11 protein-coding genes are annotated in these 14,052 nt (G+C 71.2%); 4 read left to right on the top strand and 7 right to left on the bottom strand.

Features of this window, described 5'->3' with window-relative positions; translation table 11 throughout:
- Positions 1-185: 185 nt before the first annotated feature.
- Complete coding sequence (gene pepN / locus ACIGEZ_RS04345) at positions 186-2,732, bottom strand: aminopeptidase N (RefSeq protein ID WP_399825472.1); 2,547 nt, start codon at positions 2,730-2,732, stop codon at positions 186-188.
- A 133-nt stretch (positions 2,733-2,865) separates the two neighbouring features.
- Between pepN and ACIGEZ_RS04340 the strand changes: the two genes are divergently transcribed.
- Positions 2,866-3,501: a DsbA family protein gene (locus ACIGEZ_RS04340; protein ID WP_399825470.1), complete on the top strand. Its 636-nt coding sequence runs from the start codon at positions 2,866-2,868 to the stop codon at positions 3,499-3,501.
- A gap of 118 nt (positions 3,502-3,619) precedes the next feature.
- Here ACIGEZ_RS04340 and ACIGEZ_RS04335 read toward each other — a convergent pair whose 3' ends face one another.
- From ACIGEZ_RS04335 to ACIGEZ_RS04325, 3 genes are all read right to left on the bottom strand, one after another.
- A complete protein-coding gene (locus ACIGEZ_RS04335; RefSeq protein ID WP_399825467.1) occupies positions 3,620-4,264 on the bottom strand; it encodes a superoxide dismutase in 645 nt (214 codons plus the stop codon).
- A 275-nt stretch (positions 4,265-4,539) separates the two neighbouring features.
- On the bottom strand, positions 4,540-5,958 hold the full coding sequence (locus ACIGEZ_RS04330) for an amino acid permease (protein ID WP_399825464.1): 1,419 nt from the start codon (positions 5,956-5,958) through the stop codon (positions 4,540-4,542).
- Positions 5,959-6,074: 116 nt separating this feature from the next.
- Positions 6,075-7,478, bottom strand: a complete 1,404-nt coding sequence (locus ACIGEZ_RS04325; RefSeq protein WP_399825461.1) for an amino acid permease — start codon at positions 7,476-7,478, stop codon at positions 6,075-6,077.
- 263 nt (positions 7,479-7,741) lie between these two features.
- Between ACIGEZ_RS04325 and ACIGEZ_RS04320 the strand changes: the two genes are divergently transcribed.
- Complete coding sequence (locus ACIGEZ_RS04320; protein WP_399825458.1) at positions 7,742-8,335, top strand: biotin transporter BioY; 594 nt, start codon at positions 7,742-7,744, stop codon at positions 8,333-8,335.
- Between the two features lie 4 nt (positions 8,336-8,339).
- Here ACIGEZ_RS04320 and ACIGEZ_RS04315 read toward each other — a convergent pair whose 3' ends face one another.
- Complete coding sequence (locus tag ACIGEZ_RS04315) at positions 8,340-9,647, bottom strand: FAD-binding oxidoreductase (RefSeq protein WP_399825455.1); 1,308 nt, start codon at positions 9,645-9,647, stop codon at positions 8,340-8,342.
- An 80-nt stretch (positions 9,648-9,727) separates the two neighbouring features.
- A complete protein-coding gene (locus tag ACIGEZ_RS04310) occupies positions 9,728-11,191 on the bottom strand; it encodes an amino acid permease (RefSeq protein ID WP_399825452.1) in 1,464 nt (487 codons plus the stop codon).
- Between the two features lie 194 nt (positions 11,192-11,385).
- Here ACIGEZ_RS04310 and ACIGEZ_RS04305 point away from each other — a divergent pair, with 194 nt between their 5' ends.
- Together ACIGEZ_RS04305 and ACIGEZ_RS04300 are read left to right on the top strand one after the other, a co-directional pair.
- Entirely contained in the window at positions 11,386-11,880 is a 495-nt protein-coding gene (locus ACIGEZ_RS04305; protein WP_399825449.1) for a ribose-5-phosphate isomerase, read from the top strand.
- The gene (locus tag ACIGEZ_RS04300; protein WP_399825446.1) at positions 11,880-12,689 is read left to right on the top strand and encodes an Fpg/Nei family DNA glycosylase; all 810 of its coding nucleotides are present in this window, start codon (positions 11,880-11,882) and stop codon (positions 12,687-12,689) included. Before ACIGEZ_RS04305 ends, ACIGEZ_RS04300 begins: the two co-directional genes overlap by 1 nt.
- Before the next feature lie 46 nt (positions 12,690-12,735).
- Here ACIGEZ_RS04300 and ACIGEZ_RS04295 read toward each other — a convergent pair whose 3' ends face one another.
- Complete coding sequence (locus ACIGEZ_RS04295; protein ID WP_399825444.1) at positions 12,736-13,965, bottom strand: GNAT family N-acetyltransferase; 1,230 nt, start codon at positions 13,963-13,965, stop codon at positions 12,736-12,738.
- Positions 13,966-14,052: the final 87 nt, after the last annotated feature.

Raw genomic sequence — 14,052 nt, 5'->3', positions numbered from 1 at the left:
GTGTTCCGCCGTACGAACGTCACCTAACCGCTGTTACGCGCCCGTCGACAAAGCGGGACAACACCGCACTAAAGTACGCGCGTTCGAGTGCCGATGAGTGCGAGCATTTCGCCCGCCCCGCGCCCGCCGCCGTCACGCACCGCGACCCCCGGCGGAGAAACCGCCAGGGGCCGCGGCGCGACCGGCTACTCAGCGCGACGGTCGCAGTCCTGCCCGCGCAGCGCCCGGGCCAGGTCGTCGCGCGCCTCCAGGACGAGACGGCGCAGCGCCGGGGCGGCCGACGCGTGCGCCGACAGCCACGCGTCCGTCGCGGCCAGGGTCTCCTCGCGGTCCTGGAGCCCCGGGAAGAGACCGCGCACCACGTCCATGGCGATCTGGATGGAACGCTCCCCCCAGATCCGCTCGATGGCGGCGAAGTACTTCTCCGCGTACGGCGCGATCAGATCGCGCTGCGAGGGCCGGCCGAAGCCCGCGATGGTCGCCTCCACCAGCGCGTTCGACAGCGCGTCCGACTCGACGACCTGCGCCCACGCCTGCGCCTTGACCGCCGCCGAGGGCCGCGCGGCCAGACAGCGCACCTGGTGGCGCTTGCCGGTGGCGGTGTCGTCCCGGGCCAGCTCCTCGCCGATCCGGGCCTCGTCGGCGTGGCCGTGCGTGGCCAGCGGCTCCAGGAACGACCAGCGCAGCTCCTGCTCCACGTCGAGCCCGTCGACGGCGGCCGTGCCGTCGAGCAGCCCCTGAAGGAGCTGGAGGTCGGCCTCGGACGAGGCCACCGCGGCGAAGAAGCGGGCCCAGGTCAGCTGGTGCTCGCTGCCCGGCTCGGCGAGCCGCAGCTCGCGCAGTCCGCCCTCGGCGAGCAGCCGTCCGCCCTCGGGCCGCCAGTCCGGCGCCGCGTAGTGGGTGACGGCGGACTGCGCCCAGGCGTGGACCATCTGGAGCACGCCGATGTCGGTCTCGCGGCCCGCGAAGTCGAGCACCACCCGGACGAAGTCGCGGGCCGGCATCAGGCCGTCGCGGGTCAGGTTCCACAGCGCGGACCAGCACAGGGCGCGTGCCAGCGGGTCGGTGATGTCGCCGAGGTGGGCGCGCAGCGTGGCGAGCGAGCCGTCGTCGAAGCGGATCTTGCAGTAGGTGAGGTCGTCGTCGTTGACCAGGACCAGGTCCGGCCTTTCCTGCCCGGCGAGCTCCTCGACGACCGTGCTCGCACCCATGAGGTCGGCCTCGGCCCGCGCGTACCGCACGAGCTCCCCGCCGGAGAGCCGGTAGAGGCCCACGGCGGCGCGGTGCGGGCGCAGCTCCTCGCCCTCCTGCACCACGGCGAGCTCGGTGATCCGGCCCTCCGCGTCGTAGGTGACGACCGGGGCCAGGGTGTTGACGCCGGAGGTCTGCAGCCAGGACTTGGCCCAGCCCTTCATGTCCCGGCCCGAGGTCTCCTCCAGGACGGTCAGCAGGTCCGCCAGGCGCGTGTTGCCGTAGGCGTGGCGCTTGAAGTAGCGGCGCGCGCCCTCGAGGAAGGCGTCCCGGCCCGCGTACGCGACGAGCTGCTTCAGGACCGAGGCGCCCTTGGCGTACGTGATGCCGTCGAAGTTCAGCTTGGCGTCCTCCAGGTCACGGATGTCGGCCGTGATCGGGTGGGTGGACGGCAGCTGGTCGGCCCGGTACGCCCACGCCTTGCGGTTGTTGGCGAAGGTCACCCAGCTGTTGGTGAAGCGGGTCGCCTCGGCCAGCGAGAAGGAGCCCATGAAGTCGGCGAAGGACTCCTTCAGCCACAGGTCGTCCCACCACACCATGGTGACCAGGTCGCCGAACCACATGTGGGCCATCTCGTGCAGGATCACGTTGGCCCGGCGCTCGTACGCAGCCTGCGTGACCTTGCCGCGGTAGATGTACTCCTCGCGGAAGGTGACCATGCCCGGGTTCTCCATCGCGCCGAGGTTGTACTCGGGGACGAAGGCCTGGTCGTACTTCCCGAAGGGGTACGGGTAGTCGAAGTTGTCGTGGAAGAAGTCGAAGCCCTGCTTGGTGATCAGGAAGACGTCGTCCGCGTCGAAGTGCTTCGCGAGCCCCTTGCGGCACATCGCGCCCAGCGGGATCTCGAGGTCCCCGCGCTGGTAGGTGTCCGTGACGTAGTGGTACGGACCGGCCACCACGCAGGTGATGTACGTGGAGATGGGCGCCGTCTCGGCGAACCGCCACACGCCCTCGGCGTCCTGCTCGCCCACGCCGTTGGACCACACGGTCCAGCCCTCGGGCGCGGTCACCTCGAAGCGGTAGGGCGCCTTGAGGTCGGGCTGCTCGAAGGTGGCGAAGACCCGGCGGGCGTCGGCCGGCTCGTACTGCGTGTAGAGGTAGACCTCGCCGTCCTCCGGGTCGACGAAGCGGTGCATGCCCTCGCCGGTCCGGCTGTAGGCGCACTGGGCGTCGACCACGAGCACGTTGTCGTCGGCCAGGCCGTCGAGCGCGATCCGCGCGCCGTCGAAGACGACCGCCGGATCGAGGGCGCGCCCGTTGAGGGTGACCGCGTTCACCGAGGGGGCGATCAGGTCGACGAACGTGCTGTCGCCCCGTCCCGTACGACGGAAGCGCAGGGTCGTCACCGAGCGGAAGGTGCGTACGCCCTCCCCGGACTCGCCGAGCGCCGAGCGCAGGTCGAGGGCGACCTCGTACCCGTCGACGGACAGCAGCTCGGCCCGCTCGCGGGCCTCGTCGCGGGACAGATTCTCACCGGGCACGGTCACTCCTTCGTGGCTCGTTCGAAACAGCACCGATCCTCCCATGTGCCCATGACCACGAGCGCACGGGAATGCCGGGGCCGGCCGGTCGCGTTCCCCCGAGGCGCACCCGATCGACCCATCGAGGAGAGACATGTCCGAGAGCAGGACCACCGCCGAGTTCTTCTTCGACCCGCTGTGCCCGTGGGCGTGGATGACCTCCCGCTGGATGGTGGAGGTGGAGAAGGTGCGCCCGGTCGACGTGCGCTGGAAGGTCATGAGCCTGGCCGTCCTCAACGAGAACCGTCTCGACGAGGTCCCGGCGGAGTACCGCGAGATGCTGGAGACCAAGGCCTGGGGCCCGGTGCGCGTGGTGACAGCGGCCCAGCAGCTGCACGGCGACGAGGTCGTCGGCAAGCTCTACACGGCGCTCGGCACCCGCTTCCACAACAAGGGCGAGGGCCCGACCCGCGAGGCGATCGTCGGCGCGCTGGCCGAGGTCGGCCTGCCGGAGTCGCTGGCCGACTTCGCCGACCAGGACACCTACGACACCCAGCTGCGCGCCTCCCACAAGGAGGGCATCGACAAGGTCGGCCAGGACGTCGGCACCCCGGTGATCGCCGTCCCCGGCGCGGACGGCGACGAGGTCGCCTTCTTCGGCCCGGTCGTCACCCCGACCCCGCGCGGCGAGGCGGCGGCCCGGCTGTGGGACGGCACGCTGCTCGTGGCGTCGACGCCCGGCTTCTACGAGATCAAGCGCACCCGGACGGAGGCGCCGAGCTTCGAGTAGCAGCCGCCCGCCCGGACGGAAGAACCCCCGCGATTCACGTCATCGCGGGGGTTCTTCTTTCATCCGCCTGCAGGTGAAGGTTGAGAAGACGATCACGAGCAGGACGACAGGGGGGCCGTCAGAACGAGATGAGCGGCACGCTGGCCTTGGCGGCCTGGTAGCGCTTGTTCACGTCCTGCCAGTTGACGACCTGCCACATGGCCTCGATGAAGTCGACCTTCTGGTTCTTGTACTGCAGGTAGAAGGCGTGCTCCCAGGCGTCGAAGACCAGGACCGGGATCGAGCCCTGGCCGACGTTGCCCTGGTGGTCGTAGACCTGCTCGACGATCAGCCGGCCGCTGATCGGCTCGTAGGCGAGGACGCCCCAGCCGGAGCCCTGGGTGGTCGCCGAGGCCTTGGTCAGCTGGGACTTGAACTTGGCGAAGGAGCCGAAGGACTCGGTGATCGCGTCGGCGAGCTCGCCGACCCCGTCGGCGGCCAGCGGCTCGCCGCCGCCGCCGTCCTTCGGGCTGTTCATGTTGTTCCAGTAGATGGAGTGCAGGATGTGGCCCGACAGGTGGAAGGCCAGGTTCTTCTCCAGGCCGTTGATGGAGCCCCACTGCTCCTTGTCGCGGGCCTCCTCCAGCTGCTCCAGGGTGTCGTTCGCCCCCTTGACGTACGCGGCGTGGTGCTTGTCGTGGTGCAGCTCGATGATCTGCGGGTTGATCACCGGCTCCAGCGCCGCGTAGTCGTACGGCAGCTCCGGAAGCGTGTAGATGGCCATGTGCCGAGCCCTTCGACTGACTGGTTATTGCAACCTATATGCAAGTGCAGGCTAACAGTAGATGCAGTCCAAGTTGATCAGCCCTTGGTCCTAGGTCCGTGTTGCCGCCCAGGTCCGTGTCGCCGCCCGGCCTGGCCGGGCGTGCTCCCTCACCTGCGGGTGTGACCCTCCCCCTGAAACTCGCAGCGGCCACCGCCCCGTTCACGCTCCGCACGACAGCAGCGCGCCCCGCCGAGCGAGAGCTCGACGGGGCGCGCGGTGTGTCAGGGGGCGGGTCAGGCCTCCTCGGACGCCTTCCCGCGCACCTTCTGCAGCACGAAGCCGACCGCCGCGAGCACCAGCGTCAGGGCGCCGGTCCAGTAGAGCTGCACCCGGGTGCCCTCCTCGCGGGCCATCAGGAAGAAGATGCCCGCCATGCCGGCGATGGCCACCCAGGTCAGCGCCGGGAACGCCCACATCTTCACGACCAGCTTCTCCGGCGCCTCGCGCTCGGTGCGCCGGCGCAGCACCAGTTGCGAGACCGCGATGAAGAACCAGACGACAAGGATGATCGCGCCGATGGTGTTGAGCAGCCAGATGAAGGCCTTGTCCGGCGACCAGTAGCTCAGCAGCACGCAGCCGAAGCCGAAGACCGAGGACACCAGCACCGCCGGACGCGGCACGCCGCCGTAGGTGCGGCCGAGCGCCTTCGGACCCTGGCGGCGGGCGACCAGGGAGCCGGCCATGCGGGAGGCGCCGTAGATGTTGGCGTTCATCGCCGAGAGCAGGGCGACCAGGACGACCACGTTCATGATCTGGCCGGTGGCCGGGATGCCCAGGTGGTCGAGGGTGGCGACGTACGGGCCCTTCTCGACGACCGCCTTGTCGCCCCACGGGACGAGGGTGACGATGACCGCCATCGAGCCGATGTAGAAGATCGCGATACGCCACATCGCCGTACGGACGGCCTTGGCGACGCCCTGTACGGGGTGCTCGGACTCGGCCGCGGCGATCGTGACGGTCTCCAGACCGCCGTACGCGAAGACGGAGGCGAGCAGACCGACGATCAGGCCCTCGGAGCCGTTGGGGAAGAAGCCGCCGTCGCCGGTGAGGTTGCCGGCGCCCGGGGCGTCGGTGCCCGGCAGGACGCCGACGATCGCGAGCACGCCGATGCCGAGGAAGAGGACGATCGCGCCGACCTTGAGCGCGGCGAACCAGAACTCGAACTCGCCGAAGTTCTTCACGGCGGCCAGGTTCGTGCCGCAGAACACCACCATGAACAGGGCCACCCAGGCCCACTCCGGGGTGCCCGGGAACCAGCCGGTCATGATGCCCGCGGCGCCGATGCCCTCCAGGCCGACGGCCACACAGAGCAGGAACCAGAAGGCCCAGCCCGCGGTGAAGCCGGCCCAGGGGCCGAGCGCCCGCTCGGCGTGGACGGAGAAGGAGCCGGAGGCCGGGTTCGCCGCCGACATCTCGCCCAGCATGCGCATCACGAGCATGACGAGCACGCCGGAGATCGCGTACGCGAGGACGATCGAGGGTCCGGCCGCGGCGATGCCGGCGCCGGAGCCGACGAAGAGCCCGGCGCCGATGACGCCGCCGAGGGCGATCATCGACAGATGGCGCTGCTTGAGGCCGTGGGACAGGCCCCCTGCGGGAGCGGCCGCGTCGTCCTTGCGGTCGGCCTGCGCGGGCGCGGTGGTCCGAGACATGAGCGAGCCCTGTTCGCTAGCTGAGACGGGGAGGGAGCCCACAGTCTGTGGGCCCACACCGCTCACAGGGAACGGATGTCCGCTATACGGGCACGACCTTCACACAAGGTGAAGATTCAGTTCCGGATCGTACGGCGTGTGCGCAGCTCGCGTACCCAGGCCACCAGCAGCACCGCCGCCGTCGCCCCGCCCGACCACAGCACCTGCGGCCGCGCGTCGTCGTCCACGAGCATCAGCACGAGCACCGCCGCCATCGCGGCGAGCGCCGCCCAGGTCAGCCACGGGAATCCCCACATCCGCAGGGTCAGCGTCCCGGGCGCCTCCCGCTCGATCCGGCGCCGCAGCCGCAGCTGCGAGACCGCGATCAGCGCCCACACGAACAGCAGGACCGCGCCGACCGCGTTCAGCATGTAGAGGAAGACGGAATCCGGCCACTTCAGATTGAGCAGGACGGAGACGAAGCCGAACGCCACCGAGGCGAGCACCGCCCGCCGCGGCACCCCTCCGCCCGCGACCCTCAGCAGGCCCTTCGGCGCCTCGCCGCGCTCGGCCAGCGAGAACACCATCCGCGAGGAGCCGTACAGATTGGCGTTCAGCGCCGACAGCAGCGCCACGAACACCACCACGTTCATGATCTGGCCGGCCGCCGGCACCCCGATCGCGTCGAGCACCGCCACGTACGGGGACTGCCCCGGCTTCATCGCGGTCCACGGCAGCAGGGTCACGATCACCAGCATGGAACCCACGTAGAAGAGGAGGATCCGCCACACCGCGCTGCGCACCGCCCGCGCGACATTGCGCGCCGGGTCGTCCGACTCGGCCGCCGCGATCGTGACGACCTCCAGACCGCCGAAGGCGAACACCACGGCCAGCACCCCGGAGACGACCCCCGCCCAGCCGTTGGGCAGGAAGCCGCCCTGACCGGTCAGGTTCGCCAGGCCGACCGGATCCGTGTCGGGCAGCAGGCCCGCGATCGCCAGCACGCCGAGCCCCAGGAAGAGCACGATCGCGCCGACCTTCAGCGCGGCGAACCAGAACTCGAACTCGCCGAAGTTCCTCACCGCCGCCAGATTGGCCGCGGTGAACACCAGCATGAAGACGAGCACCCAGCCCCACTGCGGGATCCACGGCACCCAGCCGTTGGCGATCCGCGCCGCGCCGGTCGCCTCCACCGCGAGCACGACCACCAGCAGGAACCAGTACAGCCAGCCCACCGAGAAGCCCGCCCAACGGCCCAGCGCCCGCTCCGCGTGCACCGAGAAGGCGCCAGAGGCCGGCATCGCCGCCGACATCTCGCCCAGCATCCGCATGACCAGCAGCGCGAGGGCGCCGGCGAGCAGATACGACACGACGATGCCGGGCCCGGCGACCGCGATCCCCGCGCCGGAGCCGACGAACAACCCGGCGCCGATCACCCCGCCGAGGCCCAGCATCGTCAGATGACGCTGCTTCAGCCCGTGGGACAGGGGCTCCGGTCCGGGCGCGAGGGCGGACTGAGGGGCGGGCGGGGCGTCGTGCATGTGGGGCTCGCGCTCTCGGACGGTTTATGGGGACCCCACAGTCTCTCCGGTGACCGTCTCCTGACGCAAAAGGGACCTCCGGGCAGGAGTTCCCAGTGACGAGCATCACGTGGCACGGGGCATGAAAGCCCGCCTTTGTTTGATCTCCACGAAGCGCCCAAGCTCCGCTTTGTCGGCGGCTGATGGTGATCGACCGTTCACTCCTGGCATACGGTCGAGCCTGATCGCCCCGTCCCCTGCCCCCGTCACCCAGCGGAGTACCGATGAGCACCGCCGTCGCCCCCGTCCGTTCCCTCCGCTCCGGGACGGTCCTCGCCGACCTCGTCCCCGCGAGCCGCGCCCGCGACATCGCGCTGGTCGTCGGCGGCGCCGCGCTGACCGGCCTCGCCGCGCAGTTGTCCGTGCCCGTCCCGGGCTCCCCGGTACCGGTCTCCGGCCAGACCTTCGCCGCCCTGCTCGTCGGCACCGCCCTCGGCGCCCGCCGCGGCTTCCTCTCCCTCGGCCTGTACGCCGTCGCCGGCATGGCGGGTCTGCCGTGGTTCGCCCAGGCCACCTCCGGGTGGGCCATGCCGTCCTTCGGCTACATCCTCGGCATGCTGCTCGCCGCCACCGTCGTCGGCGCCCTCGCCCGGCGCGGCGCCGACCGTTCGGTCCTGCGCACCGCGGGCACGATGGCGCTCGGCTCCGCGATCATCTACGCGGTCGGCGTGCCGTACCTGGCCCTGGCCACCGGCATGACCCTCGGCCAGGCCGTCGCCGCCGGCCTCACCCCGTTCCTGATCGGCGACGCCCTCAAGGCCGCCCTCGCGATGGGCGCCCTGCCGGCCGCCTGGAAGCTCCTCGGCCGCAAGGGCTGATCGCTCACCGCACCCCGAAGAGGTTCGCCGGGTCGAGTTCCGACTTGACCGCGGCGAGCCTCTTCCGCGTCTCCGGGTCGTACAGACCCTCCCGGCGCTCCCCGTCCCCGAAGGCGAAGTTCACCGCCCGGCCGAGGGTGCGCGGGGCCAGCGCCTCCTCGACCCGCGCGTGGAGCTCCCTGACCGGCGCCGGGCCGTCCGCGTCGAGCGGGTACAGCGCGCGCACCAGCCAGGCCGCCTCGCGATACGGGACGGCGCCCGGCCCCCCGGCCGCGAGCGCCCCGCCCAGGTGGTTGAGCTGCACCACCGCCATCCGCCCGGCCCCCGGCCCGGTCAGCTCCAGGACCCGGGTGAGCGCGTCCTCGTCCGCCGCGTCGAGCAGGATGCCGTCGCCCCAGTAGGCGTGCGGGAAGTCCGGGTCGCTGTGGATGGTGTGGCTCTCGGCGTACGGGAGTTCCCGCAGCGAGTCGGAGAGCGCCGGCCCCACCGCCCGCAGCGGCGCCACGAGCCGCTCGCCCCCGGCGGTGTCCCCGGCGTCTCCGGTGAACGCCACCCGCACCGAGAGCACGTACCGGCCGCGCAGGTGCGGCGGCAGGACCGGCAGGTCCGGGTAGACCAGGGCGGCGAGCGAGGAGGTCAGGGCGTTGGGCAGATCCCGGGCCCACCGGACGTAGGCCCGCAGCAGCTCGGCCGGGTCGACCACGGCGCCGTCGAAGGCGAGCGACCCGCCGTAGAGCCGGGCGACCGGCACCAGGTCCACCTCCACGGCGGTGACCACCCCGAGCCCGTGGCCGCCGCCGAGCAGCGCCCCGTACAGCTCGGGTTCGCTCGTACGGGTGACATGGCGCAGGGCGCCGTCCGCCGTCACCAGGTCGAGCGAACGGACGTGGTCGGCCGCCCAGCCGTACGTACGGCCGAGAATGCCCAGGCCGCCGCCGAGCAGGTAGCCGACCACGCCGACCCCGGGCGAGGAGCCGTTCAGCGGCGCGAGGCCGTGCGGGGCGGCCGCCTTGACCACCTCCCCCCAGCGCGCGCCGGCCGCCACCCGCGCGGTGCGGGCCACCGGGTCGATCACGACCTCGGCCATCCGCCGGGTGGTGATCAGCAGCCCGCCGTCGACCGGCCCGCCGAGCCCGTGCCCGGTGGACTGCACGGTGACCGGCAGCCCGTGCCCGGCGGCGTAGCGGACGGCGGCGCGGACGTCGTCGGGTCCTGTGGCGGCCACGACACGGGCGGGCCGCACGGTGAAGCCGGTCTGGAAGCCGGCGATCTCCTCGTCGTAGCCGCTGTCGCCAGGCGCGTACGCGTACATGGAAAGGCTCTCCGTTCCCGAGGTGGTCGGTGTGCGGAGAGCCTTTCGCGGATACCTGACAGCTTCCGTCAGGTATGGATTCAGATCTTGTCGACGAGCTCGGGCCGGCCGGAGGACTTCGCGAGCCGGTGCTTCACGAGCCCGATCGCGAGCACGAGCGCGGCCACCAGGAGCGAGAGCACGACCTGCTCACGGTTGCTGCCGCCGTCGTAGACCATGAAGCCGAGGACGAAGACGATCATGGCGGCGGTGGCGTAGGTCAGGTACGGGAACAGCCACATGCGCACGACCAGCTTCTCGGGCGACTCGCGCAGGATGATCCCGCGCATCTTCAGCTGGGTGACGCAGATGACCAGCCAGACGAAGAGGGCGACGGCGCCGGAGGAGTTCAGCAGGAAGGCGAAGACGGTGTCCGGCCACTTGTAGTTGAAGAACACCGCGACGAAGCCGAAGACCACGGAGGAGAGGATGGCGGCCGTCGGCACGCCCCGCTTGTTGGTCTTGGCGAAGGCCTTCGGCGCGTCACCGCGCTGGCCGAGCGAGAAGGCCATGCGGGAGGCGGTGTAGAGGCCCGAGTTCAGGCAGGACAGCACGGCGGTCAGCACGATCACGTTCATGATCTGGCCGGCGGCCGGGATGCCGATGGAGTCGAGGGCGGCGACGTACGAGCCCTTCTCGGTGATCGACTTGTCGTTCCACGGCAGCAGCGTGAGGACGACGAAGATCGAGCCCAGGTAGAAGACGCCGATCCGCCAGATGACGCTGTTGGTGGCCTTGGTGACGGCCTTCTGCGGGTTCTCGGACTCGCCGGCGGCGAGGGTGACGATCTCGCTGCCCATGAAGGAGAAGACGACCATCAGCACACCGGTGAGGATCGCGCCCGCACCCATCGGGAAGAATCCCCCGGCGTCGGTGAGGTGGGCGAAGCCCGCGCCCGGGTTGTCCGAGCCCGGCAGCACGCCGAAGACGGCGAGGAAGCCGATGACGACGAAGGCGGCGATGGCGACGACCTTGATGCCGGCGAACCAGAACTCGAACTCGCCGTACGAGGCGACGGAGCCCAGGTTGGTCGCGGTGAGCACCACCATCACGATGAGCGCCCAGCCCCACTGCGGCACGGCCGGGATCCAGCCTTCGAGGATCTTGGCGCCGGCGGTCGCCTCGACCGCGAGCACGACGACCCAGAAGAACCAGTACAGCCAGCCGATGGTGAAGCCGGCCCAGCGGCCGAGCGCCTGGTCGGCGTAGGCCGAGAAGGAGCCGGAGGACGGGCGGGCGGCGGCCATCTCGCCGAGCATCCGCATCACGAAGACGACCATCGCGCCGACCAGCGCGTAGGAGAGGAGGATCGCGGGGCCGGCCGCGGCGATTCCGGAGCCGGAACCGACGAAGAGTCCGGCGCCGATCACGCCGCCGATGGCGATCATCGACAGGTGGCGGTTCTTCAGCCCGGCCTTGAGGCCGTTGGCGCCGTCGGTAGGCTGCGATTCACCGGTGTTTCCGGTGACTCCGCCTTCCTTCGCCATGGTCGGCTGCGTGTTCATGAACGCTTCCTTCGGTGTGGGGGCTGCTCGGGTTACGAGCCGCTGACATGTAACCCGGAGACCGGCGAGTACGGAAGAGCTGATTCCGGATCGTGATTCAGGACATAAGGTCCGGACCAGAGGGGCCAAGGTCCGGGACCAAGGTCCCGACCCCGCTGACCGCTACCCCGCCTTCGCCATGCCACACTCGGACCATGCGCGTCTACCTCGGCTCCGACCATGCCGGCTACGAACTCAAGAACCATCTCGTCGAGTGGCTGAAGGCCCATGGCCACGAGCCCGTCGACTGCGGTCCCCACATCTACGACGCCCTGGACGACTACCCGCCGTTCTGCCTGCGCGCCGCCGAGAAGACGGCCGCGGACCCGGACAGCCTCGGCATCGTGATCGGCGGCTCCGGCAACGGCGAGCAGATCGCCGCGAACAAGGTCAAGGGCGTGCGCGCCGCGCTCGCCTGGAGCGAGCAGACCGCCGCGCTGGGCCGCGAGCACAACGACGCCAACGTGATCTCCATCGGCGGCCGCATGCACACCCGGGAAGAGGCGACCAAGTTCGTCGAGATCTTCCTGGCCACCCCGTACTCCGGTGACGAGCGCCACACCCGGCGCATCGACATGCTGAGCGCGTACGAGACCACCGGCGAGCTCCCCCCGATCCCGGCCCACCACCCGCAGGAGCCCACCGCCTGATGCCCGAAGGGCACACCATCCACCGGCTGGCCGCCGACTACCGGGAACGGTTCGGCGGCCGGCCTGTGCGCGTCTCCAGCCCCCAGGGCAAGTTCGCCGACTCCGCGGCCCTGCTCGACGGCACCGCGCTCGCCGTCACCGAGGCCCACGGCAAGCACCTCTTCCTGGGCTTCCCCGGCGACGAGTGGATCCACATCCACCTCGGCCTCTTCGGCAAGGTCGCCTTCGGTGACGCGCCCGCGCCGCCGCCCACCGACACGGTCCGGCTGCGCCTGGCCAACCCCGAGTCGTACGTGGACCTGCGCGGCCCGACGACCTGCACGCTGATCACCGACGCCGAGAAGCAGGCGATACACGACCGGCTGGGCCCGGACCCGCTGCGGGAGACCGACGGCCCCGACCGGGCCTGGCGCCGGATCTCGAAGTCCCGCACGACCATCGCCGCCCTGCTCATGGACCAGAAGGTCATCGCGGGCGTCGGCAACGTCTACCGGGCCGAGGTCCTCTTCCGGCACGGCATCGACCCGTACCGGGCGGGCAAGGACCTGACGGCGGGGGAGTGGACCGCGATCTGGGCGGACCTCGTGCTGCTGATGCGCGAGGGCGTCCGCCTCAACCGCATCGACACCGTCCGCCCCGAGCACACCCCCGAGGCGATGGGCCGCCCGCCGCGCGTCGACGACCACGGGGGCGAGGTCTACGTCTACCGCCGCGCCCACCAGCCCTGCCACATCTGCGGCACCGGGATCCGCACGGCCGGCCTGGCGGCCCGCAACCTCTTCTGGTGCCCGGGCTGCCAGAAGGCGTAGGCCGCGCCGCCCCACGGGGCGGCGCCCGTCCCCGCCTGTCCCGCGCCTAGAACCCGTGCGGCAGCCAGGGAGCGACAGGCGACCCGAAGGCCACCGACGCCTCCACCAGCGCCCCCTCCCGAACCTCCCGCACCCGCCCCGCCGCCGCGAGCGAGACCAACGACACCCCACCCAGGTACGCCGCCCCCAACTCCCGCACGGACAGCGCCAGATCCGGCGCATCCTCCGTCCGCACGCACACCGCGCCCTTGGTGTCCCCGGTCAGCCGCCAACGCCCCTCGTTCCACGGGCAGAACGCGTCCTCCACCTCGAAGACCACATCCACCGGCGCCTGGTACGTCCGCGCCTCGAGCGCGGCCCCCACCTCCACCACCCGCAGGTGCAGCGAGTCCCGCAGGCTCGGCGCGCAGCGCCGGACGTCCGTCACCAGGTGCTGCCACGCGTCGTCCACCGGGCGGCTGTGGATCTCCACCCGCGAGGTCAGGTCCACCGAGCACAGGAACCGCCACAGGGCCGCCTCCGCCGCCGGGTCGAGCCCCGCCAGCTGGTGCACCGCGACCGAACCGTTCGCGCCGGTGAACTCCCACTGCGGCTTGATCGCGTAGTGCGCGTACCCCACCACCTCGCCGCCCCGCTGCGCGAGCACGCACAGCCGCGGCGAGGCACCGTCCCGGTGCTCCGCCGGATCGAGCAGCCCGAGCCGCTCCCAGCCGGGCCGCCGCTGAAGCATTCCGGGCCGGGCGGGGACCAGCTTCGCGTACACCGCCTCGCAGGCGTCCAGGGCCTCCGACGGGGTGGAGAGCCGCAGCGCCACCTCGTCCGTGCCCGCCGGCACCCGCAGCCCCACCCGGGTCGTGTCGATCGTCGCCCGCGCCGTGAACGTCGACACGGCGTACCCGAACCGCCCGTAGATCGCCGGCTCCGAGGCGGTGAGCACCGCCAGCGGCTCGCCCCAGGACCGTACGTCCTCCAGCTGGCGCCGCATCATCGACGTGAGGATCCCGCGCCGCCGGTGCGTACCCGCCACGCTCACCATCGTCACGCCCGCGGCCGGCACCAGGGCCCCGCCCGGCACCGACAGCCGGAACGTGAACGCCCCCGCCGTTCCCACACACCGGTCCCCGTCCCACGCGCCGATGAACCGCTCGTGCTCGGTCAGGTCCTTCCAGAGCGTCCGCTCGTCCTCGAGCTCGGGAACGCCCCCGAACGCGAGTTCAAGGACGCGGAACCAGTCGTCCCACTCGGCCGGGTCGAGTACGCGCAGTTCAGTCGTCATATGCCATCGATATCAGCGCTTCGCAGACCGACGCGACCCGATTTCGAATGCAATGTCACCTGGGTCCCCCTGCACGAGCTCCGATCG

Source organism: Streptomyces sp. NPDC085481 (genome assembly GCF_044541845.1).
Lineage (GTDB): Bacteria > Actinomycetota > Actinomycetes > Streptomycetales > Streptomycetaceae > Streptomyces.
This window is presented reverse-complemented; position numbering and strand designations above follow the sequence as displayed.